We start from the raw sequence: 21,303 nt of genomic DNA, 5'->3' as shown, positions 1-21,303 counted from the left end.
GGGAGGTTAACCTAAGTCGCGCCCCGGATGGAACAGAGGACAGCGCCCCATGACGTACCAGGAGAAGATCGCCGGTCTCGGCGAGTTGTCGTTGGTGACCGTGCGGCCCGACCGGGACGCCACACTCCTGCACGGCTGGGTCACCCTCCCCCGCAACTCCTTCTGGGGCATGGGTTCACACACCCTGGATCAGGTACGCGAGATCTACACCTTCGTGGACAGTCTGCCGACGCACCACGCGTACCTGATCATGGTCGACGGGGAGCCCGTCGGCCTCTTTCAGAGCTACCAGCCCGAGGCGGACCCGGTCGGCGAGCGCTACGCGGTGCAGCCCGGTGACGTGGGGATGCACCTGCTACTCAGCCCCGACCGGCGCTTCGCCCACAGCCTCACCAACGCCGTCGGCCCCGCCCTCGCCCGCTTCCTGTTCCGTGACCCGACCGCCCAACGGATCGTCGTCGAGCCGGACGTACGCAACCACCTCGCTCTGCGCCGGCTGGAGATCGAGGGCTTCACCTTCGACTCGGAGATCGACATGCCGGACAAGCGTGCCCAACTCGCGTTCCTGACCCGCGCCCGGTTCGAGGCGAACCACCCGACGTCGGCCTGACCACCGACGCGGCCGGCAGCCGGAGGGGCGTCAGCTGTTGGCGTTCCAGAAGTCGATGAGGGTCGCGGTCCACCGCATGTTCAGTTGACCGGTGGAGCCTCGGTCGCGCCGGGCTGACTCTCCAGAGCGCGCAACTCGGCGGCCCGGGCCTGCTGGATCCGGCCGGCGAGCGCCTTCAGCTCCGGACTGCCCCCGGCGGTCTGTTCGCCCCGGCACAGCACCACGGTCTGCGCGAGGTGCGCCCGGATCAGCGCAGCCGCCCGGGACGGCACCTCGGCGTCGGGCGTGGCGCGCAGTTCGGCGAGACTGGCGTCGGTGACCATGCCCGGCATCTGATGCCCCTCGTGGATGTTCAGCTCCGGGACGTTGCCTGCGGCCAACAGCCCACGCAGGTCCCGCAACTCCGCCTGGTGAGCGACCCGGACGTCGCCCAGGAGTGCCCGCAGCGACGGATCCGCGTCCGTTGGCCGGGCGTCGAGCTGGTTGATCAGCGCGAGCGCACCCTCGTTCATCGGAATCAGCAGTTGGATGAAGGCGTCATCGGTGCTGTTGAGCAGCACGGACGCGGTCGGCGCCGGAGCGACCGGCGGGGTTACGGCCGGCGGGGTTACGGCGGTCTGGTCGGTGCGGCCCCAACCCTGGGTGAGACCGACGGCCAGCACGGTCACGACAAGAGTCGCGACGACGCCGACGATCCGCCAGGCACGGACGTTGAACGCGGCGCGTCCGGTCATGATCTGGTGCTCATCCATAGGTCTGCCTCCGCTCAACGGGCGGCTTGAAAGGCGCGGCCGACGAGGGTCGCCTCGGTGCCGTCGCTGAACAACCCGGACCGGTCCTTGTCCGTGGCGGGCAGACCGAACCAGGCGTAGCGCTGCACGTAGGAGAGTTGGCCGAGCATGCCGGTGGCCGCGGTGAGGAAGGCCGCCTGCTGCTCCTGGCTGGGGAACTGTTGACGGCCGCCGTCGAAGCGGATCAGTGCGAACTCGGTCAGCCAGATCGGCTTCCGGTACCGCTGGTAGACAGCCTGCAGGTACTGCCGGAGCTGGTCGACCGCGGTGGCGGTGGTGAAGTCCGCGCCGAACCAGTGCACGGTGATGAAGTCCACCCGGTGGCCGCGGGCCTGGGCGCCGGTCATGAACCTGTTCAGCCAACCCTGCGGGTCCGGTGCGCCCCAGGCGACCGCCGGGCTGCCCAGCCTGCTGCCCGTCGCCATCAGTTGCGGCCACAGGTCCAGCGCCTGCTCGACGGTCATGTTCGCCTGCTCGGACATGTCCGGCTCGTTGAAGGTCAGCAGGTACGGCCCGGCCGCCTTGGCCCGGGCCAACTCCGCTGCGGTGACGTTCTCCGCACTGCGGATCATGGGCACGAACGTCACACCCTGCGGAGTGCTGATCCCCGGGTGCTGGGTGCCCCAGGTGTAGTACCAGCCGGCCTTGGAACTCGCCAACGCCCGACTGGCCCCGGCGAAGTTCCACGCCCCGACGCCCTTACGCGCGGAGCTGACCGCCGGCGCGACCGGAGCCCTCGACGAGGGTCGTGTGCTCGGCGACGGTGCGGCGCTCGGGGAGGCTACGGCGCTGGGCGCTGCGGTGGGCGGGGCAGCCCAAGAGGGTGCGGCCGGATCCTCCGGCAGGATCACCACCGCCAGGGTGATGGCCAGGACGGCGGCGACCACACCAGCGGCGAGGGACGGAACGAGGCCACGGGGCCGGTTCACCGCAAGGTCGACGACGCTCGGGCCGCCGCCCGCATCGGTGGGTCCGGCCGTCGGGCTCGACGACGGCAACCCGACGGCCTGCGAGGCGGCCGGAGGCACGGCCGCGCTCGGGAAGTGGGCGCTGAGACCCGCCGGCAGCGGCAGCAACGGCATGCCGGCGAGCAGCCGGTCGATCGGCAGGAGCGTGGAGCCCAGTCGTCCGCAGACCGCGCAGTCGCGGACGTGTCGGGCCAGTCGCTTGCGCCACAGCGAGCTGGGAGTGCCGTCCCACTCGGCGGACACGGCGCGCAGGTCCGGGCAACCGGGGCGGGCGCGGAGCGCGCGTACGACGCTCCGGGCGCTCTGGATCTGCTCCTTCATCCGGTGGACCCGCACCGCGACGTGCCCGGGTGACAGCCCGAGCGCGTCGGCTACCTCGGTCCGGTCGATCTCGCCGGTCTCCTCCAGCCACCACAGCGAGAGCAACTCCTGGTCGTCCGGGTCGAGCCAGCGGGTCGCCTCGGCGACCTCGCGTCGTTGGTCGGTTAGGCCGAGCCGGAGGATGGTCATGCCAGCGAAGTCGGAGGCGGGGTCGGGCACGTTGTGGATCACGTCGAGCCCGGCGTCGCGGTTGAGCGCGACGCGTCGGCGCTGCTCCCAGTCGCGCACCTGTCGGATGGTGATCGCCACGAGCCAGGACCGATATGCCGCCGGATCGTTGAGCGCGGGCAGGTACCGGATCACCCGTACCAACGTCTCCTGGACCACATCGTCGACGTCGGCGTGACCGCGGAGCGCACGCCCGACGATGTTGTAGACCAGCGGGAGTGAGGCCGCGACGACGTCGTCGAGAGCGCGCTGGTCGCCCTGCCGGGCCGCGACGACCAACCCGGTATCGGGTAGTGCTCGACCGGCTGACGACATGGGTGTCACTCCTTGTGTGCTCATCCGCGCGGCGCCCGCGCTGACCGCCCTCAAGATCGGAGACTGATGGCAGCGGGTTGGATTACAGAATTCTCGGGCCGTCAGTCGGCCGGATGCGACCCGGGGGCTGTCAGCGGCGCATGATGGGCGGCGACGCCGGGTATGGTGCGAGGTGTCGGTGTCGCCGGGCGCTCGCCCGTGAACGAGACACCCTGATCGGGCGCCAGCGTGAGCGCCGAAACGTCACCGGGTCGCACGGCGCGAGTTGCCGGCGCCCAGACGCACTCCTTAGCAGAAGACAGGAATCCTGCATGACTTCGAACGACAACGGTCGACCCGCCTTGTTTCTCGCCACGTCGAACGCCGATGGGCTCGACGGGTCGGCGGTGACCTTCGACGGCAGCGAGGAGGCCATGCGGCGGCTGCGTCACCCGTTCGCGGTGAAGCCTGCCCAGCAGGCCCCGACCGCTGGCGACGACTCCGATCAGCGCGACTGATCCGATCTTGGTTGAGCGTCAACCACCTGTATGGGATCATACTTTTGGCTAGTAATTAATCAATCTTTCGGGTAGTGTCCGGGTCATCAAATGAACGACATGACGCGGTGGCGAGGCCCGTGATCGTGGCCTTGCGACAGCGCATCTTTGCCCGTACATGCGCCCCGGCGGCAGCCGGTTCGGAGATCTTCCGGTCGACTCGATCGACGGGCATGTCCGGGAAGGACCCACTCATGGCCACCATCGTCGGAACAGCGACCAGCACCCACCTCGGCCAGCGGAGCAGCGACCAGACCCCGGACGACCTTCTGGCCGCCATGGCGGCGACCCCGGCTGACGACCCCCGCCGCCCAGCTCTGCGGGACCGCGCCATCGAGGCATGGTTGCCGCTCGCGCGGCATCTGGCACGCCGCTACTCCGGACGCGGCGCACCCGACGACGACCTGGCCCAGACCGCCTCGGTCGGGCTCATCAAGGCCGTGGACAACTTCGACCACAGCCGGGGTGTCGACTTCAGCGGGTACGCCATTCCCACCATCATCGGCGAGATCAAGCGGTACTTCCGGGACCGCACCTGGGCGGTTCGCGTGCCTCGCCGCCTCCAGGAGCTGCGACTGTCGATCAGCGCGGCGAACAGCGCCCTGACCCAGACCATCGGTCGCTCGCCGACCGTTGCCGACATCGCGTCCTACCTCGACGTGTCCGAGGAGACCGTCCTGGAAGGGCTGGAGGGTGCACGCGCCTACCGGGCCACCTCGCTGTCCACCCCGATCGGGGTCGACGGCAACCGGGAACTCGCGGACACCATCGGCGGCGACGACCACGAGTTCGACCTCGTCGAAATCCGCGTCGCCCTCGGCCCGGCCCTCGCCACGCTGCCGGAGCGCGAACGCCAGATCCTGAGCCTGCGCTTCCATGGCAACCTGACCCAGGCCCAGATCGCCGAACGGATCGGTGTCTCGCAGATGCACGTCTCCCGGCTGATCACCCGATCGTTGGCCACGCTGCGTCACCACCTCGCCGACGCCAGCATCTCCTGACCTCGGCGCCGTCGACCGCTCACAGTTGGACGACGTGACCCACCCGCGGCGGCGTACGACCCGCGAGCACGTCGAGCCACGCGTGCTGGAGAGCCTCCGGCCCGGCACCGACCTGGACGTCGAGCCACCCGCTCACAACGGCCGTGAAGCGTTGCCAGGCCTCGGTGAACCGTTGGTCGAGCCCATCGCGGCCCCAGTCGTGGCTGCGCTTGCGCATCTGGACCGGCGCGAAGAACACCTCCTCGGCGGCGTCGGCATTCGGCGTCTGGTTGGTGAGCCCGACCGCGATGTCCCGGACGAGCCGATCGCCGAGGTGCCGACGCAGGGCGGCACGGGTCGTGGGCGCGCCGGACAGGTCGAGGTAGACGGTCGGGACCGCGTCGAGGGTGCTGATGTCGTCGTACGAGACGACCTCGTCGTAGCAGCCGAGCGACCGGGTGAAGGCCAGGTTGCCGGGTGAGGTGAGCCCGACCAGGCGCGGTCCGCGCCCGCGCAGCTCGAAGGCGGCGGCGTACGCGGTCTTGCTCGACGCCGACGACACCAGCAGCGCCTCGGCACCGTAGAAGTCGTTGTCGACGACCTGGTCGGCCAGCATGAACGAGGTGAAGAACAACGGCCGGAACAGGATCAGCAGATCCTCCTGGTCGGGCTGGTACGCCGGGTCGCCGGTGGTCGACCGGTACGCGTTGTACGGCGATGGCAGCTCCGCCCGGTGCGGGCTCGCGTCGCGGAAGCCGGACGTGTCCACCCGGTCCGGCCGCACCAGCAGGTGACCCGCGGGCGGAAGGTAACCGTAGACCCGCTGCCCCACCTCGACCCCCGCAACCGTCGACGCGACCACCTCGGCGAAGCCCCAGAGCGGCGGGAGCCCCCACTGCGGCCCGAGCCCACGGCTCGCCGGCGGAAAGAACTGCCAGTAGCGCATCGACTCGCCCAGCACCGCATAGGTCACGTTGTTCGCGGTGAGGCCGACGCGGTCCACGCGCAGCAGCGCCTCGCCATCAGCCACAGCGGGCGTGGCGCCATCGACGAGCGTGGTCTGCCCGAGGTCGTCACGCGCGACGGCGAAGGTCCATGAGTCAGCCATGAGGTGACGCTAGACAGCACCGCAAACGGAGACAAGTGCACTGCGAGTGCAAAATCCCACTGGTGCGGTCAGGCGCGGGCCGCGGCGAGGTTGCGGAGATGCGCGAGCGGCAGGTGCGGCGGCCGCCACTCCACGAAGAGGGCGGTCGCGTCGTCCTCAAGTCTGTCGTCCTGGTAGCCGACGACTGCGCGTACCAGGCGACGCATCGTCTCCGGGCTGGGCAGCCGGTCGTTGAGAGCACGGTTGACGAAGTCGACGAGCCGGTCCAGCCCGAACTGCTCCCCGTCCGCGCTCCGCGCATCGGTGATGCCGTCGGTATAGCCGAGGATGCGGTCGCCCGGGTGCAGATCCTCGACGTGCACCCGCGGGCGCCGAGGGGTCAGGTGGCCCAGGCCGAGCGGCAACGCGGTCGGCCCCGGCAACTCCCGAATGGCCTTGCCGTCGCGCAGCAACATGGCACCGGGATGACCCGCGTTGATCATGCTCAGTCGACCGGTCCGGCGGTCCAACTCGATGAGCAGCCCGGTCGCGAAGAAGTTCGGGTGCTCGGAACGCACCCACCGGTCGATGCTGATCGCCGTGTCGACCAGGTCGAGGCCACACCGGCGGGCGTTGCGGTACGCGCTGACCACCAGCGAGGCCAGGGTGCTCGCCTTGATGCCGTGCCCGCAGGTGTCGAAGAGCCCGACGCTGAGCACGTCGTCGTTCAACGCGTAGTCGAAGATGTCGCCGCCGACGTCGTAGCACGGTTCGAGGATGGCGGTGATCACCAGGTCGTCGGTGGCGAAGGTCAGCGGCGGCAGCAGGCCCCACACGATCTCGGCCGCGACCTGCATCGGGAGACGGCGCCGCATCCGCTCGACCACGTCACCGTAGAGCCGGCGGTTGACCAGGATCTGGGCGACGTTGACCGCCACCTCCCAGGCTGGCCCGTCCATGGCCTCGTCGGCGGCTGCCGGCGAGACGACCTCCATTACGCCCATCCGTTCACACCCGAGCAGCAGGGGCACCCAGACCCGATCCGGGTTGTCGGGCGCGCGCTGGATGTCGAGGTTGGTGAAGGCCCGGCCCGCGAGGGTCGTCTCGATCGACAGCTCGTCCCGGACGAGACCCGCGCCGAGCAGTGGCACGAGAAGGGACTGCGTGTAGTCGGCCAGATAGATCACGATCTCGCTGGCGTTGATGGCGGGGGCCGCACGGGCGACCAGCTGAGACAGCTCGTCCGGCCCGCCACGGGGCGCGTTGAGCTGCAGCCAACGCACCACCTCACCGACGTCGACCACGCTGCACCTCCCCCTGTCCTCCCCGATCGTAGGAGCACGGTAGGGCGAGCCCGAGGCTACCGTGCCCCGCCGCGATCCTCACGTGCCGAGTACGCCCTCCCACCCGGCACCACTGTCGGACACGCGCTCACCCACCCCGGTCACCCGGCGGTGGGGCCTTCCACCATCGCGTTGAGGAGAGCGGGCACCGGCACGGTCGCGAAACCCACCCGGGCGTCACTCGCCCCGTACGGCAACCACAGCTCACCGTCGTGGATGAGCGCCCCGCAGGAGTAGACGACGTTGGGTACGTACCCGTCCCGGTCGTTCTCATCGGGTGCCAGGAGCACACCGGGCAGGTGCGCGACGACCCGCTCCGGTCTGTACAGGTCGAGCAGGAGCGCGCCGATCGCGTAACGGCGCATCGGCCCGACGCCGTGGGTGAGTACCAGCCAGCCGACGTCGGTTTCGATGGGAGATCCGCAGTTGCCGACCTGGATCAACTCCCAGCTGTCCCGCGGGGCGTGCAACGGGGTCGGGGCCTGCCAGCGGTTCTCGCCGTCCAGGGCGGTCAGGCCAATTGTCTCGCCGTCGGCGCGGCACAGCGCCAGGTGCCGGCCGCCGACGGTACGCGGAAACAGCGCGATCCCCTTGTTGCGAGCACCCGGCCCGCGCATCGGGGTCATCTCGAAGCGGCGCAGGTCGGTGCTGACCAGCGCACGGGTGGCGATGCTCCGACCGTCGTAGGCGGTGTAGGTGGCCCGGTACACCGGCCCGGACTCATCGACGAACCGGACGAAGCGCGCGTCCTCCATGCCGTTGCTCTCCGCCGGGGTGGCCGGCCAGAGCACCCGTTGGTGCAGAGCCGTGTCGGCGGGAAAGGCCGTGGCGTAGCTACCGGCGTTGGTGCGACGCAGTTGTTCGAGGGTGCCCAACCCGGTGCTGCGGGAGAGCAGATCGGGCGGCAGGTTGCCGAGCACCCGCTCGAAGGTGGCCTCGTCGTACCACTCGGGCAGGGCGTCCAGCACGGTGGCGGCGACCTCGTTGTCGCAGTCCTCCTCGGCCAGGCCGGCAACGAGCAGGTCCCGGCGGTGCCGTACGCCCGTCCGCTGCCCGACGGCCAACGGGCCGGGCCGGTCGGCGAGAGTGAGTTGCCTGCCGGGTCCGAGGACCGCGGTGGCGAACCCGATGGACGACACGTGGCCCTCGCCGACCTGGCGCAGGCTGACCGCGACGCGCAGTTGCCCGGCACCCAGATCGGTCTGGTCCGGGTGGGCCACCATCGACGGGTTGCAGAGGGCGGCGGCCTCGACGGCGTACTCGTGGCTGAAGTAGGCGCCGACCAGCAGTCGGCTGGTCGGCGAGAGATCCCGGGCGCGGGCGGCCCGGTGCCGGACGAGGTCGTAGTGGTGGTGGAACGTGCCGGCCAGGTCGCGGTGCCGGGCGCCGAAGCGGTCGAAGGTGTCCCGCAGCAGCCGGCCGGTCTCCTCGTCGTCGAGGTGCGCGACCCGGTCGATGAGGGCCTGCGCGCGGGTGCGTACCACCGCGGCGTCCTCACCCGGAACGAAGAGCTTGATGATGACCCGACGTGGATCCGGTGTGAGGGTGACGTCCTGCCGGACGGCCAGACTCGGGGTCACGACCACCGCCGGGCGTGCTGCAGGGTGGAGATGAGCGCGATGGTGGATTCGGCACCCTGGTTGAGGTTGGGCCCGTGCGCGGTCAGCCCGTCGTAGCCGCCGCCGGTCGCCGGATCCCACATCACCATGCCAAGGTCGTTGTCGCCGAGGAACCACCCGACCGCCTGCCGCACCCCGGTGTCCCACTGGGGGTCCCCGGTGACCATGGACGCCGTGGCGCAGGCATCGGCGAGGGCGGCGACCTCGATCGGCTGCTGGTCGTGGTGCAGTCGTACGGCGCCGTGCCGCCACCCACCGGCGGGTACGACCGACAGCCGCCCGTCGCGGAGCTGGACAGTGCGCAGCCAGGCCAACATTCGCAGACCGTCGTCGAGAGGTGGGCCACCCTCGCGAAGCTGGCTGGCCGCGATGACCACCTCGGCGAGGGCCGCGTTCGCGTAGGTCAGCTCCTGCCGTGGCCACGGCCACCGCGGGTCGGACCCGGCTCGGCCGACCGTGCTGGCCGCGTCCGCCAGCAGGGACGCGGCGGCGACGTGGCCCGGGTGCCGGCGGAGCACCTCGGCCGCACCCAGACCGGCGAAGGCCATCGTGTGCGGCGCCTTGGCGCGTCGGGTGGCACCCCGGCTGAACGCGACCAGCGCCTCCTCGCGTACCCAGGATGCGGGGCTGCGGGCGACGGCCGTGCCCAGGCCCCACAGCGCCCGGCCCCACCAGTCGCCGAGCCCTGGTTCGTCGGCCCAGCGCCGGTCGTGCCCGAGTCGGTTGTGAAAGGCGCCGCTGGAGTCCTGCGCGTGGGTCAGGAACGCCAGGTAGCACTCCGCGAGCCGGAGCAACTCCTCGCTCGGCTCCGGCTCACGGCTGACGACCACCAGGCCACGGGCCACGTCGTCGGTGCAGTAGCCGTGCTCGCGGCGGACGATCGCGTGCCGGGCGTGCTCGAACAGACCGGTGTCGTCGCTCAGCCGAGCCAGATGCGCGAAGCTCGGCGCAGGTGCGGTCACCCAGCGCCCACCCGTCGATGTCCAGGGGCGATCGGTGGTCGCCGTCACGCCGGCACGGCACTGACGGCGGGCGAGCGGGCGTCAGTGAGCTCTACGGCGAGGGCACCGTAGCGGGCTGCCACCGCAGGCCAGCGCAGGTGCGGGGCCAGCGGGCGAACCCGGCCGGCCAACCGGGCGGCCAGGCCCGGTTCGGTCAGGACCCGCCGGATCGCCTTGGCCAGTGCCACCGGATTCTGGTGGGGTACGACAAGACCCGGCCCACCGGTCAGCAACTCGACGGCATGCGGGAACGCCGTCGCCACGACGGGCACCCCGGCGGCCACCGCTTCGATGAGTACGCCGGAGGTGACCTGTTCGCGGGAGTCGTAGGGCAGGACGACCACGTCGGCGGAGCGGATCAACCGGCCCAGTGCCTCCTGGTCGTGGTAGACATCCTGGTAGTCGACGGCGTGCGCGACGCCCAACTGGGCGCCGAGCTGGTGCAGCCCCGCCCGGTACGCCTCACCGTGGTGCTCGATCACCTTCGGGTGGGTGCGCCCCGCCACCGTGTAGGTCGGAGTCGGTTCGAGATCCTGCAACCGCGCGAGGGCCCGCAACGACCACTCGATGCCCTTGCCCGGCCCGAGCAGCCCCCAGGTCAGCAGGTGCGGGCGGGTACGCCGGTCGACGGGCACACCGGCGAGCTCGGCGGCGCCGTGCGGGATGACCGTCACCTTGCCCGCTGGCACGGCGTACCCGACGAGCAGCCGGTCGCGGGCCGTGTCGGTCATCGTGACGACCGCCCCGGCAGTGGCCACGATCTGCTCCAACAGGGATTTCTGCCGGGCCGAGGGCTGGCTGAGCACGGTGTGCAGAACCACGATGCTCGGCACGCTGAGCCGCCGCAGCAACGGCAGGACCTCCTCGCCGTCGGTGCCGGGGTAGATGCCGTACTCGTGCTGGACGATCGCCACGTCGAAGGCGTTCAGGGCAGCGGCCGCGTCCCGCCAGCCGGATGGGTTACGCGCCGACCACGTGTGCACGACCCCGGGTCCGGGTCGCTGGTCGTCGCCGTGGTCGGTGACCCGGACGATGCCACCGCGGGCGCCGTCGGCGGTCATCTGGGCGGCGAGGGCGGCGTTGAACGTGGCCAGCCCACACCGGGTCGGTGGGTGGGTGCTGAGGAATCCGTAGCTGAGCATGAACGTCGGGCCTTCCGGTTGTCGGCCACCACCTGGGTACGGGGCGAAGCCTCACGCGGGGACGGCGCACGCCGGTCAGCGTGTGTGACCGGCGGAACGGAGTTCGGGGTGGTTGAGTCAGTTGCGGACGAGCTGCTCGTAGACGGCGAGATAGTCGGTGACCATCCGGTCCGCGCTGAAGCGCTGCCGAGCCCGCGCCCGACACCCGGCCCGATCGAGGCCGGCTACCCGGGTGACCGCGTCGACGGCCTGATCGACGGTGTTGACCAGGAAGCCCGTCACCCCGTCGTCGACGACCTCCGGCATGGACCCCCGCTTGTAGGCGACGACCGGAGTGCCGCAGACCATCGATTCCACCACCGACAGTCCGAACGGCTCGTCGAAGGCGATCGGGTGCAGCAGCGCGGTGCTGCCGCCCAGCACCTCCGCGCGCCGTCGGGGACCCACCGACCCGAGGAAGACGACCTGGTCGCCGTCGATGTGGGGGGCCACCTGTTCGGCGAAGTACCGCTCGTCCTGCACGATCCCGCAGATGGTCAGGGGTCGGCCGGCGCGGCGGGCGATCTCGATCGCGGTGTGGGTGCCCTTGTCGGGGTGGATCCGGCCGAAGGCGGCCAGCCCAGGGCCGGCGTCACTGCTGAACGGCAACCCGTTGAGATCGACGCCGTGGTAAACCGTGGCGACGTAGTCGAGCTCAGGTGCCCGGTCGGCGTCGGAGATCGACACGTACGACGAGCGGGCTCGGGCGTAGGCGGGCAGGATCCCCGCGCCGGAAAAGCCGTGCACTGTGGTCAGCAGCGGAGCGTCACAGTGCTCCGCGAACGCCAGTGGCAGCCAGTCGAGGTGGCTGTGCACCAGGTCGAACTGCGCCGAGCGGGCCATCGCGTGGGAGACGTGCATCGCCTCCCACACCCGACCGTCCATGTCCGGATCGTCCGCGTACCCCCGTGGGCAGACTCCGTCGAGCTGGGCGGAGGTCACGGAATCCAGTGTCGCGAAGAGCGTCACGTCGACGCCACGGCTGGCCAGCCCCTCCGCGAGCAGGCCGGTCACCTGCTCCCACGGGCCGTAGTGGTGCGGGGGCGTACGCCAGGCGACCGGTCCGAGCAGCGCCACCCTCACGGAGATGGCGCGTCGGCGAGGTCAGCTGGGTCGGCGAGGTCAGCTGGGTCGAGGTGCAGGGTGGCGAGCAGCCCGGTGTGCTTCGCCGGGTCCACCCGCTCCGGCAGCTCGCGCTCGACCCAGTCGGCCCGGGCCTGCTGGCCCCGATCGCGAAGTGCGGAGACGATCCTGTGCCTGGCGATCCTCATCTGGTGCTCCCCTGGTTAAGGCGTTCAGAACGATCATTCGCACGAACAGCGGCGTGAACGCGCAGGTCACATCCGGACCATCAGCCATCCCGGCCGCGCTGAAACGGCGAATCCGACAGCCGGGACGTGGTCGGCGATCAAACAGCACGACCAGCACGTCGCAGCGATGGGGATGACGATCGGTTACGCCCCGGATGGGGTGGTTGGCGACGGCGTCTGGCGGCCACCGGGGTCCCGGGCGACATGTCCACCGTACGCCCTCGCGGTGTGCGGCTGCACGTGCACCGTCAGCCGGGCCTGTCGGAAGCGTGCTCGGAGGTCAGGGCGCCAGCACCACCTTGCCCGCTCGGCTGCGGGTCTCGGCGAACACCAGCGCTGGTCGACCGGACCACCGGCGTGGAGGCCGACCCGGTGATCGTGGATCGCAGCACCGGACGCCCGCTCGACGACGCCGACTTCGTCTTCGCCGCCGGCCCGGCCGCCACCGAGACCATGCGCAGGCGCTACGAGCACATCCCCAGGGTTGAGGCCGGCGGGCAGACCGCCGCACGGCGTTCGCGTCATCGCCAGGCTCAGACCAGCTCCGCCGCCCGGTCCAGGTGGGCGAGGAACCGCCGCACCGCCGGAGGTTGGCTCCGACCGGCGACGGTGACCGCGAAGATCCGCCGGACGGAGGCGTCGTCGGGATGCAGGCGGAGCAGGGTCAGGTCGGGCGGAGCGGCGCGTACGGCCAGCGCCGGCACCAGCGCGACACCCAGGCCGGCCGCGACACAGCCCAGCTTGCCGGTCCATTCCGCCGCGACGATGTCGATCCGCGGCCGGAAACCCGCCGGTAGGGTCGCTCGCAGCAGGGTCTCCTCGGCGGTCGCCGAGCCGGCGATGAACGACTCGTCGGCCAGGTCGCGCAGGCGGATCGTCCGCCGGTGGGCGAGCCGATGCGTCCGGGGAACGGCCACCAGCAGCGCCTCGTCGACAAGGTGGTGCAGGTCGAAGTGGTCGCCGTCGAGCGGCTGATCGGACGCGGCGCTCACCACGGCGACGTCGGCGTCGCCGTCGACCAGGCGTTCCAGCAGCCTCGGCGTGAGCCCTTCGACCAGTGACAGGGCCACCTCGGGATGGTCGGACTTGAAGCTGGCCAGAGCGCGTGGCACGAGCGCGGCGACCGCTGTGGGGAACGCGCCGACCCGCAACCGGCCGGTGGACAGGTCACGCAGCGCCGCCAGGTCCCGTCGGGCGGTGTCCAGCCGGTCGAGCACAGCCTCGGCGTGACCGAGCAGGCAACGACCCTGCTCGGTCAGGGCGACACCGCGCGGCAGGCGGTCCAGCAACGGCGACCCGGTCTCGGCTTCCAGCGCGGCGATCTGTCGGGACACCGCCGACTGCGTGTAGCGCAGGCTGCGGGCCGCAGCCGTGATGGAGCCGTGCTCGGCGACGGCACGGAAGACCTGAAGCGCGTTCAGCTGCATGGTGCCATGTTCTCGCAGCATGGCAGCGATGCGTAACAGTCGTTGGTGGCATGGGTTCCCGACACCTAGCGTTAGCGACATGAACGAGATCGCCCTGCTGGGCACGGGCACGATGGGCACCGCGATCGGCCGTCGGCTGCTGTCGACCGGGCAGCGGCTCACCGTCTGGAACCGCACTTCCGTCCGGACGGCACCGCTCGTCGACGCCGGGGCGCGAGCCGCCGGCAGCCCGGCCGAGGCGGTCCGAAACGCCGACGTGGTGATCACCATGCTCACCGACGCGGCCGCTGTCCGGCACACGCTGATCGGCTCCGGTGCGGCATTGGCGCTGCGGCCGGGCACCCCCGTGATCGAGATGTCCACCATCGGTCCCCGGGCCGTGGCGGAATTGGCCGCGCTGCTGCCGGCGGGAGTGCCGCTGGTGGACGCTCCGGTCGCCGGCAGTGCCGGCGCTGCCGAGACGGGCCGGCTCGTGGTGTTGGCCGGCGGGGAGGAATCGGCCGTCGAGCGGGTCACCCCACTGCTGGAGACGTTGGGCACGGTCCGCCGCTGCGGCGGCTCCGGCCGGGGCGCCGCGCTGAAGCTGGTACTCAACACCGCACTGGTCACTGCGGTCACGGCGGTCGCCGACGCGCTCGCCGTCGCGGACGCCGTCGGCGTAGACCGGCGTACGGCGGTCGAGGCGCTCGGCACCGGGCCGCTCGGCGGTGCCGTCGCCCGGGCGACCGCCACGGACGCCGCGTTCGCCGCCGCCCTGGCCGCCAAGGACGCCCGGCTCGCCCTCGACGTGCTGGGCGACGCGCCGGCGCCCGTGCTGCGCGCCGCCGCGTCGGCGTTGGCGGCGGCGCCCCGTCCGCACGACGACATCGCTCGCCTTACTGACCCTGCCGCGCACAAGGAGCAAAAATGAACGTGACCCTGGACAATCCGACGACCGTCGCCGCCCCGTTCGGCGACCGGTTCGCGCACGTCGCCCGCCTCGACCTGCCCGGTGGTGCGTTGCTGATGCTCTCCGGTCAGGTCGGGGTGGACGACGTTGGCGCGGTGGTCGCTCCCGGCGACGTGGGGGCGCAGTCCGAGCGGATCTTCGAGTTGATCGGTGCGCTACTCGCGGCGCACGGCGCCACCTTCGCCGACGTGCTGCACGTCCGGACGTTCCTGACCGACCTCGGCGACCTGGCCGGCTACGCGGCCGTCCGCAACCGCTACTTCGTGGAGACCAGGCCCGCCAGCACCACTGTCGAGGTGAACCGACTCTTCCTCGACGGCGCGGTGCTGGAGGTCGAGGTCACCGCAGCCGTGACCAGAGGCTGACCGCCATCGGCGACCGCTCACGTCAGTGCTGGTGGGGTCGGTTGCGGACGAGAGTGAGCGCGAGCACGGCGGTGACGAGGAAGACGATGCCGTTGACCCGCAACCCGGCCTGAACGCCGGAGGTCAGTGCTTCGGCGAGCGCCGCCCGTACCGGATCAGGCAGCGGCTGGTCGCCGGTGGCGCCGGTGGCCGCCGCCGCCTGCACGGCGGCCCGGATGGGTTCGCCGACCTGGTGGGCGGCGAGCCGGTCGGGCAGGTCGGCCAACATCGTGGTGGTGAGGAGCGTGCCCAGCAGGGACGAGCCGAGCACCGAACCGACCTGGCGGGCGGCGTTGACCGCCCCGGAGGCCATGCCGGCCTGCGCGGGCGCGACGCTGGCCAGCGCCGCCGCCGTCGCCGGGGCCACCACCAGACCGCCGGCGGCGCCGAACAACGCGAACAACGCCCAGCGGTGACCGAACGACGCGGTCGGGCCCTGGGCCGCCAGAGCGAAGCTCGCCACCGCGCCGAGGACCAGGCCGAGGGTGAGCGGCGCTTTGAAGCCGGTACGACGAATGGCCCGCCCGGCCCCGAAGGCGACGAGCACGTAGGCGCCGAAGAGCACCAGCATCCGCCAGCCGGTGTCCAGTGGACTGAGCGCCTGGGCGCGTTCGTGGAAGAGAACCAGCAGGATCGCCACGCCGGTGAAGCCGAACAGCGACACCGCAGCGACGACCATGACGGCGCTGAACGACGCGGACCGGAACAGCCGTACGTCGAGCATTGGCGCGCTGGCCCGCAGCTCGACCAGCACGAACCCGACCAGCGCGACGGCCGCGATGATCCAGGCCGCTGTCACCACCGGGCTGGTGTAGCCATCCCTGCCGCCCTGGATCATCGCGTAGACGGCGGCAGCGATGGCGACGGTGCCGAGCAACAGGCCGGGCACGTCGAGTCGGGCGGCGCTCGGCTGGGATTCGGCCACCCCGATCGCCGCGATGACGAGGGTGGCCACGCCCAGCGCGATCGTCGACAGGTAGACGCTGTGCCACTGGTAGTGCCGCAGCAGCGTGCCGGCGATGAGTGGGCCGATGGCGAGCCCGATGCCCGAGGCCGCCGCCCAGGCGGTGATGACCTCGGTACGTCGGTGCGGGTCGGTGAAGGTCGCGCCGAGGATCGCCAGGCTGTTCGGCAGGATCAGTGCCCCGCCGAGGCCCGCGACCAACTGCCCCGCGATCACCCAGGCCACGGTCGGGGCACCGGCCACGACAGCGGCGCCAACGATCATCGCGATGACTCCTGCACCGAACATGCGCCTGCGCCCGTAGCGGGTGCCCAGGGTGGCGGCGGACAGCACCACGCTCGCCACCATCAGGGTGTAGGCGCTGGGGATCCAGATCAGGGTGGTCGGGTCGACCCGTAGGTCCCGCTGGATGGTGGTCAGGGCGGAGACCGTCGCGGTGATCTGCAAAAACGTGATCATCGCGCCGAGGCACATGGCGATCAGGGTCACCGGGCGGGAGCCGCGGACTGACGAGCGGGCGGTGGCGGGTGGTCCGGGTGCGGCCGGGGCCGTGGTGCTGGTGGTCACTGGACGTCCTTGGGGCTGGTCGGGCTGACTTGCGTTTGCTGAAGTCAGCAACGTCCCAGTGAAGCACCTGACTAGCCTTGACGCAAGCCAGGTATGCTTGACCACATGGAGGACCTACGGGACGACCGCGACTCCTGGTCGAATGCGAACTGCTCGGTGGCCCGAGCGATGGACATCGTCGGCAGCAGGTCGACGGTCCTGATCATGCGCGAGGCCCTGCTCGGTACGCGCCGTTTCGACGACTTCGTCCGCCGAGTCGGCGTCGGCGAGCCCGCCATGGCCGCCCGACTCAAGGAAATGGTCGCCGCCGACCTGCTCGAACGGATCCCCTACCGGGAGCCGGGACAGCGCACCCGCCACGAGTACCAGCTCACCCGCAAGGGCCGCGAACTGCTGCCCGTCATCACCGCACTGCGCAACTGGGGCGACACCTGGGCCGCCGACGACGCCGGCCCGTCCGTCGCCGCCACCCACCGCAACTGTGGCGAGCCGGTCCGCGCGGTGCTCCGCTGCGCCGCCGGCCACGACGTGGAGAACGGCGACATCGACATCACCGCCGGACCAGGCCTGATCCGGCGCGGCTGACGCCTGGGGCTGTCGAGGTCATCGATCGATCATCGCATCCGACGTTGTCGTGGGTCGGTGACCAGGTCAATGGCGACCGCCAGATCCACGGGTCAGGGTGTCGCCAGCCGCCAGGCGCGGGCCAGCGCTGGCACGTTGGCGTACCGGACGGCAGGCTCGTCCTTGGTCGCCTGGTCCACGACGCGGCTCTGGTCGCCGTTGCCACGCCAGCCCTCCGGCGAATCCAGTAGGTGGTGCAGCGTGCGACCGAGCACGTACACGGTGGTCCGCTCGTCGATCACCGCGCCACGGACGAACTCCTCCGGCGCCATGTAGCGACGCGAGCCGGGCAGTCAATCCGCGTCGAGCACGAACGGACCCGGCCGGTACTCGTCCAGGTCGATCAACCGCATCTGGTCGGCGGAGAAGTCGTACAGGAAGCAGCCGTCGTAGAGGTCGACCGCGACCAGGCCGGCGACGCTGACGGCGAGATGGGCGTCGAGGATCGCGTCGAGCGCCACCTCGACCTGCGGCACCGGCAGGTGCTGGAACCGGGTCAGCGCGCTGCGGTCCGTGCCGTGCACGGTGGCGTGGTTCAGCACGCTGCCGTCGTACCAGGGGTAGACGAGCTTGGGCCAGCCGGGCGGTGGACGGTCCGGGTTGGACGGACGATCACCGGGTGGCGGACTGCGGCGTGCACCGCGCAGGCCCGGTCGAGGGAGGCTCGCCCCTCTGCCGTGGTGGCCGTCTTGACGAGCCAGCGTCGGCCCGCCTCCTCGACTCCCGTAGGACAGGCATCCAAAGTCCTGGGTATCGAAGACCACGAAGGCCGACTCGACCGATGGCACGGGCAACCGGCGAAATGGCATGGGTCCCTCCGAGCCTGCGGCTCCAAATGACGCGCAAAGTACCCGTTGTGTTACGAGCTTGTTTCCAAGATGACGGCCAGGTTACGAGTTCTTCTCGGTGATCGATACGGATCCTAGGTTTCGGCCACCGTCACCAGTCGTGGCGGCCGGCACCGAACGTGGAGGCAACGACGTGCCACAACCGAACGCACATCGGACCGGACGGGCCAGGCGCGGGGTCAGCATGCTGGCTGCCGTGGCGCTGACCGCGGCCGGCCTGACCAGCCTGCCCGGCAGCGCCACCGCCGCGCCGACCAGCAGTGGACCGACCGCCCGCTACCTTGTTCAGCTCGACGAGGAGCCGCTGGCCACCTACACCGGCGGTGTTCCCGGGATCGCGGGGACGAAGCCGGCCGACGGCGCCAAGCTGAACCGCACCTCGGGCAACGCCAACGCGTACCGCGATCACCTGCGCCGGGAACGCAAGTCCGTGCTGGACCGCGTCGGCGTGCCAGCCGACCGCACCCGCGTCACCATGGAGACCGCGTTCAACGGCTTCGCCGCCGAGCTGACCGGTCCGCAGGCCGCCCGGCTGCGCGCCAGCCGCGGTGTGCGGGCGGTGTACGAGAGCCAGAAGGTGCACGCAGCCACCTCGCACACCCCGGACTATCTGGGCCTCACCGGCAAGGGCGGGGTGTGGAAGAAGGAGTTCGGCGGGGACTCCCGCGCGGGCGAGGGCGTCATCGTCGGGGTCATCGACAGCGGGTACTGGCCGGAGAGCGCGAGCTTCGCGCCGCTGCCCAGCCCACGCCCGGACCAGGCCGTCATCGACGCCAAGTGGAAGGGCACCTGCGACGTTGGCGTCGAGGCACCGGTCACCTGCAACAACAAGGTGATCGGCGCACGCTGGTACAACGACAGCGGGATCGCCGACGCGTTCCCGGACGACTACTCCTCGCCTCGCGACCGCAACGGCCACGGCACCCACACGGCCAGCACCGCGGCCGGCATCCACGGCGTACGGGCGACGTCGGGCACCCAGGACCTGGGCATGATCTCCGGCATGGCGCCGGCCGCGCGGCTGGCGATCTACAAGGCGCTGTACGACAACGGTGCGGGCGGAGCGACCGGTACCGACGTCGACATCGTGCACGCCATCGACGACGCGGTCGCTGACGGCGTCGACGTGATCAACTATTCGATCGGCGACGACAGCGAGCGGTTCGGGGCGATCGACGCGACGTTCTTCAACGCCGCTGCCGCCGGGGTGTTCGTGGCCGCTGCCGCCGGGAACTCCGGCCCGTTCGCCAACACCGTCGACAACACGACGCCGTGGCTGACCACGGTGGCCGCCAGCACCACCGACCGGCAGAACACCCGGAAGCTCACCCTCGGCAACGGCACCACCATCGCCGGTGTGGGCATGGGCGCGACCGGCGTCGGGCCGGCCCGACTGGTCTTCGCGAAGGACAGCGCGCTCGACCCGGACGGCGCCTACGGCGCCGGCCTCTGCGCCGACGACACGTTGGATCCGGCCAAGGTCAAGGGTGCGATCGTGCTCTGCGTACGCGGCGAGATCCCTCGTACCGACAAGAGCATCGAGGTGGCGCGGGCCGGCGGGGTCGGCATGGTGCTCTACAACGAAGAGCTGAACTCCCTGAACGCCGACGTGCAGACCGTGCCGACCGTGCACATCAACGAGGTCGACCTGGCCACCGTCACCGCGTACGTCGCGAAGGGCAACGCCACGGCCACCATCTCGCCGAGCAAGCTGGAGACCGTCGAGGCGCCCGCGGTCGCCGCGTTCTCCTCGGCGGGCCCGTCGAACCTCAACGCCGGTGAGCTGCTCAAGCCTGACATCAGCGCGCCCGGTCAGGACATCGTCGCGGCATTCTCCCCCTCCATCGGCGGGAATGACTTCGCTCTGGAGTCGGGCACCTCGATGGCGGCGCCGCACATCGCCGGTATCGCCGCCCTGCTGCTGGCCAAGCACCCCGGCTGGTCGCCGGCGGCGGTCCGCTCGGCGCTGATGACCAGCGCGGTGGACAAGACCGACAAGGGCAACCCGATCAAGATCGGCACGTACGACGCGACCCCGCTCAACTACGGTGCCGGCCAGGTCGAGCCGGGCAGCGCCTTCGACCCGGGTCTGGTCTACGACTCGAACCAGCAGGACTGGATCCAGTACCTGTGTGGGGTGTCCGCCGACCGTGGCAGCGACTTCGGGCTCGCCGACCTGGAGGGCTGCGACACGATCGGCGCGATCGAGACGGCGCAGCTCAACTACCCGTCGATCTCGCTGGGTCGGATGGTGGGCAAGCAGACGGTCACCCGGACCGTCACCAACGTCAGCGACAAGACCAGCACCTACACCTCGTCGGTGCAGGCCCCGGCGGGCTACAAGGTCAAGGTCACCCCGACCAAGATGCAGATCCGTCCGGGCAAGTCCGCCCGCTTCACCGTGGAGGTCACCAACACCGGCGGCCCGTTCGACACCTGGGCCGACGGCTCGTTGACCTGGCGTGACCAGTTCAAGCACGAGGTACGCAGCCCGCTGGTCGTGCACAACTCCGGGCTGATCGCCCCCGACGCCATCACCGGCAAGGGCACCTTCGGCAGCGTCCGGATCGCCGCCGAGGTCGGCTACAAGGGTCAGCTGATCTCCCAGCTCTCCGGCCTGACCTCGGGCACCAGCAGCGTGGTCACCCTGCGGGGTGACGGGCCGAGCTGGGACTGGAGCACGTCGAACAACCTCCCGGTGCCGCTGCCCGCGTCGATCAGCAGGACCACGCTGCACGTACCGGCCGGCACCCGCAGCCCGCTCGTCCAGGTGACGTCGGAGCGGCCCACCTGCTCCCACATCGACTGGGATGACGAGGAGGGGGTGATGGAGTGCACCGAGTTCAGCCTCAACGTCTACGACAAGTTCGGAAAGTTCGTCACCGCCACGGTCAGTGGTCGTGACGGCGCCAAGGTGACGCTGCCGGACGGCGCCGGGGACTACATCGTGGTCGTCGAGCAGGAGTTCACCGAGAACATGCCGGAGGGGGCCAACGCGTACACCATCACCAGCTACCTGCCGGGCGCGCCGGGCACCTCCACCGGCCGGTTCACGATCGACCCGAAGCAACGCAGCGTGCAGCCGGGCGCGACGGCGAACCTGACCCTGCGCTGGTTCGGCCTCGCCCCGGGTCAGCGCTACCTCGGGGTGCTGGAGTTCCGCAACGGTGACGGCTCGCTGAAGACCGTGCCGGTCACCGTCCAGTCCTGACGGTGCCGACGGGCCGGCG

General features: G+C 70.8%; 20 protein-coding genes. 7 read left to right on the top strand and 13 right to left on the bottom strand.

Annotated elements, in window-relative coordinates:
* Positions 1-49: 49 nt before the first annotated feature.
* A complete protein-coding gene (locus tag PCA76_RS03195) occupies positions 50-610 on the top strand; it encodes a GNAT family N-acetyltransferase (protein WP_272615167.1) in 561 nt (186 codons plus the stop codon).
* Between the two features lie 80 nt (positions 611-690).
* On the opposite strand, the gene PCA76_RS03190 is transcribed toward PCA76_RS03195, so the two are convergent.
* Positions 691-1,362 (bottom strand): DUF305 domain-containing protein, encoded by a 672-nt coding sequence (locus PCA76_RS03190; RefSeq protein ID WP_272615166.1) that lies wholly within the window; start codon positions 1,360-1,362, stop codon positions 691-693.
* Positions 1,363-1,376: 14 nt separating this feature from the next.
* Positions 1,377-3,233 (bottom strand): sigma-70 family RNA polymerase sigma factor, encoded by a 1,857-nt coding sequence (locus tag PCA76_RS03185; RefSeq protein ID WP_272615164.1) that lies wholly within the window; start codon positions 3,231-3,233, stop codon positions 1,377-1,379.
* 311 nt (positions 3,234-3,544) lie between these two features.
* On the opposite strand from PCA76_RS03185, the gene PCA76_RS03180 reads away from it, so the two are divergent.
* Complete coding sequence (locus PCA76_RS03180; protein ID WP_272615163.1) at positions 3,545-3,730, top strand: hypothetical protein; 186 nt, start codon at positions 3,545-3,547, stop codon at positions 3,728-3,730.
* Between the two features lie 233 nt (positions 3,731-3,963).
* Entirely contained in the window at positions 3,964-4,770 is an 807-nt protein-coding gene (locus PCA76_RS03175; protein WP_442930194.1) for an RNA polymerase sigma factor SigF, read from the top strand.
* Between the two features lie 19 nt (positions 4,771-4,789).
* Here PCA76_RS03175 and PCA76_RS03170 read toward each other — a convergent pair whose 3' ends face one another.
* From PCA76_RS03170 to PCA76_RS03135, 8 genes are all read right to left on the bottom strand, one after another.
* The gene (locus PCA76_RS03170; RefSeq protein ID WP_272615162.1) at positions 4,790-5,857 is read right to left on the bottom strand and encodes a DUF2855 family protein; all 1,068 of its coding nucleotides are present in this window, start codon (positions 5,855-5,857) and stop codon (positions 4,790-4,792) included.
* Positions 5,858-5,925: 68 nt separating this feature from the next.
* Positions 5,926-7,140: a PP2C family protein-serine/threonine phosphatase gene (locus PCA76_RS03165; protein ID WP_272615160.1), complete on the bottom strand. Its 1,215-nt coding sequence runs from the start codon at positions 7,138-7,140 to the stop codon at positions 5,926-5,928.
* Between the two features lie 140 nt (positions 7,141-7,280).
* Positions 7,281-8,759, bottom strand: a complete 1,479-nt coding sequence (locus PCA76_RS03160) for a glycoside hydrolase family 130 protein (protein WP_272615159.1) — start codon at positions 8,757-8,759, stop codon at positions 7,281-7,283.
* Positions 8,756-9,760, bottom strand: coding sequence for a glycosyltransferase (locus tag PCA76_RS03155; RefSeq protein ID WP_272615157.1), 1,005 nt, complete (start codon positions 9,758-9,760; stop codon positions 8,756-8,758). The genes PCA76_RS03160 and PCA76_RS03155 overlap by 4 nt, the downstream gene beginning before the upstream one ends.
* A 44-nt stretch (positions 9,761-9,804) precedes the next feature.
* Positions 9,805-10,941 carry a glycosyltransferase gene (locus tag PCA76_RS03150; protein WP_272615156.1) on the bottom strand — a complete coding sequence of 379 codons (1,137 nt, stop codon included), beginning with the start codon at positions 10,939-10,941 and terminating at the stop codon, positions 9,805-9,807.
* 117 nt (positions 10,942-11,058) lie between these two features.
* Complete coding sequence (locus PCA76_RS03145) at positions 11,059-12,063, bottom strand: glycosyltransferase family 4 protein (RefSeq protein WP_272615155.1); 1,005 nt, start codon at positions 12,061-12,063, stop codon at positions 11,059-11,061.
* Positions 12,060-12,251, bottom strand: a complete 192-nt coding sequence (locus tag PCA76_RS03140; protein WP_272615153.1) for a hypothetical protein — start codon at positions 12,249-12,251, stop codon at positions 12,060-12,062. The genes PCA76_RS03145 and PCA76_RS03140 overlap by 4 nt, the downstream gene beginning before the upstream one ends.
* Before the next feature lie 572 nt (positions 12,252-12,823).
* Positions 12,824-13,717, bottom strand: coding sequence for a LysR family transcriptional regulator (locus PCA76_RS03135; protein ID WP_272615152.1), 894 nt, complete (start codon positions 13,715-13,717; stop codon positions 12,824-12,826).
* On the opposite strand from PCA76_RS03135, the gene PCA76_RS03130 reads away from it, so the two are divergent.
* Both PCA76_RS03130 and PCA76_RS03125 read left to right on the top strand, forming a co-directional pair.
* Positions 13,716-14,627 carry an NAD(P)-dependent oxidoreductase gene (locus PCA76_RS03130; protein WP_336298044.1) on the top strand — a complete coding sequence of 304 codons (912 nt, stop codon included), beginning with the start codon at positions 13,716-13,718 and terminating at the stop codon, positions 14,625-14,627. The two genes, PCA76_RS03135 and PCA76_RS03130, sit on opposite strands and share 2 nt — an antisense overlap.
* Complete coding sequence (locus PCA76_RS03125; RefSeq protein WP_272615149.1) at positions 14,624-15,031, top strand: RidA family protein; 408 nt, start codon at positions 14,624-14,626, stop codon at positions 15,029-15,031. Before PCA76_RS03130 ends, PCA76_RS03125 begins: the two co-directional genes overlap by 4 nt.
* A 22-nt stretch (positions 15,032-15,053) precedes the next feature.
* On the opposite strand, the gene PCA76_RS03120 is transcribed toward PCA76_RS03125, so the two are convergent.
* Complete coding sequence (locus PCA76_RS03120; RefSeq protein WP_272615148.1) at positions 15,054-16,601, bottom strand: MFS transporter; 1,548 nt, start codon at positions 16,599-16,601, stop codon at positions 15,054-15,056.
* 105 nt (positions 16,602-16,706) lie between these two features.
* Between PCA76_RS03120 and PCA76_RS03115 the strand changes: the two genes are divergently transcribed.
* The gene (locus PCA76_RS03115) at positions 16,707-17,186 is read left to right on the top strand and encodes a winged helix-turn-helix transcriptional regulator (RefSeq protein WP_272615146.1); all 480 of its coding nucleotides are present in this window, start codon (positions 16,707-16,709) and stop codon (positions 17,184-17,186) included.
* Between the two features lie 92 nt (positions 17,187-17,278).
* On the opposite strand, the gene PCA76_RS03110 is transcribed toward PCA76_RS03115, so the two are convergent.
* Positions 17,279-17,497, bottom strand: coding sequence for a hypothetical protein (locus PCA76_RS03110; RefSeq protein WP_272615145.1), 219 nt, complete (start codon positions 17,495-17,497; stop codon positions 17,279-17,281).
* Between the two features lie 21 nt (positions 17,498-17,518).
* Entirely contained in the window at positions 17,519-17,767 is a 249-nt protein-coding gene (locus tag PCA76_RS03105; RefSeq protein ID WP_272615143.1) for a hypothetical protein, read from the bottom strand.
* A gap of 502 nt (positions 17,768-18,269) precedes the next feature.
* Between PCA76_RS03105 and PCA76_RS03100 the strand changes: the two genes are divergently transcribed.
* Positions 18,270-21,284 carry a S8 family serine peptidase gene (locus PCA76_RS03100; protein ID WP_272615141.1) on the top strand — a complete coding sequence of 1,005 codons (3,015 nt, stop codon included), beginning with the start codon at positions 18,270-18,272 and terminating at the stop codon, positions 21,282-21,284.
* Positions 21,285-21,303 lie beyond the last annotated feature (19 nt).

It is taken from the genome of Micromonospora sp. LH3U1, from assembly GCF_028475105.1.
In the GTDB taxonomy this organism is placed as follows: domain Bacteria; phylum Actinomycetota; class Actinomycetes; order Mycobacteriales; family Micromonosporaceae; genus Micromonospora.
The sequence above is the reverse complement of the archived record's forward strand: the minus strand, read 5'-3'. Positions and strand labels throughout refer to the sequence as shown.

Excerpts from the sequence above, each read along its gene's own strand:
- PCA76_RS03115 (WP_272615146.1), top strand. The coding sequence starts at position 16,707 with ATGGAGGACCTACGGGACGACCGCGACTCCTGGTCGAATGCGAACTGC.
- PCA76_RS03175 (WP_442930194.1), top strand. The coding sequence starts at position 3,964 with ATGGCCACCATCGTCGGAACAGCGACCAGCACCCACCTCGGCCAGCGG.
- PCA76_RS03140 (WP_272615153.1), bottom strand. The coding sequence starts at position 12,251 with ATGAGGATCGCCAGGCACAGGATCGTCTCCGCACTTCGCGATCGGGGC.
- PCA76_RS03150 (WP_272615156.1), bottom strand. The coding sequence starts at position 10,941 with ATGCTCAGCTACGGATTCCTCAGCACCCACCCACCGACCCGGTGTGGG.
- PCA76_RS03130 (WP_336298044.1), top strand. The coding sequence starts at position 13,716 with ATGGTGCCATGTTCTCGCAGCATGGCAGCGATGCGTAACAGTCGTTGG.
- PCA76_RS03185 (WP_272615164.1), bottom strand. The coding sequence starts at position 3,233 with ATGTCGTCAGCCGGTCGAGCACTACCCGATACCGGGTTGGTCGTCGCG.
- PCA76_RS03125 (WP_272615149.1), top strand. The coding sequence starts at position 14,624 with ATGAACGTGACCCTGGACAATCCGACGACCGTCGCCGCCCCGTTCGGC.
- PCA76_RS03180 (WP_272615163.1), top strand. The coding sequence starts at position 3,545 with ATGACTTCGAACGACAACGGTCGACCCGCCTTGTTTCTCGCCACGTCG.
- PCA76_RS03170 (WP_272615162.1), bottom strand. The coding sequence starts at position 5,857 with ATGGCTGACTCATGGACCTTCGCCGTCGCGCGTGACGACCTCGGGCAG.
- PCA76_RS03135 (WP_272615152.1), bottom strand. The coding sequence starts at position 13,717 with ATGCAGCTGAACGCGCTTCAGGTCTTCCGTGCCGTCGCCGAGCACGGC.
- PCA76_RS03110 (WP_272615145.1), bottom strand. The coding sequence starts at position 17,497 with ATGGCGCCGGAGGAGTTCGTCCGTGGCGCGGTGATCGACGAGCGGACC.
- PCA76_RS03195 (WP_272615167.1), top strand. The coding sequence starts at position 50 with ATGACGTACCAGGAGAAGATCGCCGGTCTCGGCGAGTTGTCGTTGGTG.
- PCA76_RS03190 (WP_272615166.1), bottom strand. The coding sequence starts at position 1,362 with ATGGATGAGCACCAGATCATGACCGGACGCGCCGCGTTCAACGTCCGT.